Annotated in this window: 1 protein-coding gene; it reads left to right on the top strand. The window is 81.5% G+C overall.

Annotation, left to right across the window (positions count from 1 at the left end; genetic code table 11):
- Positions 1 to 390 (top strand): CurL C-terminal domain-containing protein (locus tag ACSNOK_RS33470; protein ID WP_436784539.1); only part of this gene is annotated, 390 nt, incomplete at both ends.

The following is a 390-nucleotide window of genomic DNA, read 5'->3' as shown; positions in this document are numbered from 1 at the left end:
GGCGACCCCCTGGCCCCGCACCGACGCCCCCCGCCGGGCCGGCGTCAGCTCCTTCAGCGTCGGCGGCACCAACGCGCACGTCGTCCTGGAGGAGCCGCCCCCGGCCCCCGAGCCGGCGGACACCGCCACGGGCCCCGAGCTCCTGGTGCTCTCCGCCCGGACACCCACCGCCCTCCAGCGCTCCGCCGAGGCCCTGGCGGAGGCCCTGCGCGCCGACGACGCCCCCGCCCTCGCGGACGCCGCCCACACCCTGCGCGCCGGCCGCCGGGCCTTCCCCCACCGCATGGCCGTCGTCTGCCGCGACCGGAACGAGGCGGCGGCCGCCCTCGACGGCACCGGCATCACCCCCGTCACCGTCGGCCACGCCGACCCCTCCGCACCCGCCCCCGC

It is taken from the genome of Streptomyces sp. URMC 126 (genome assembly GCF_051386555.1).
Classification (GTDB): Bacteria; Actinomycetota; Actinomycetes; order Streptomycetales; family Streptomycetaceae; genus Streptomyces.
Note: the sequence above shows the minus strand (reverse complement) of the source record. Positions and strands in the feature narration are given on the sequence as shown.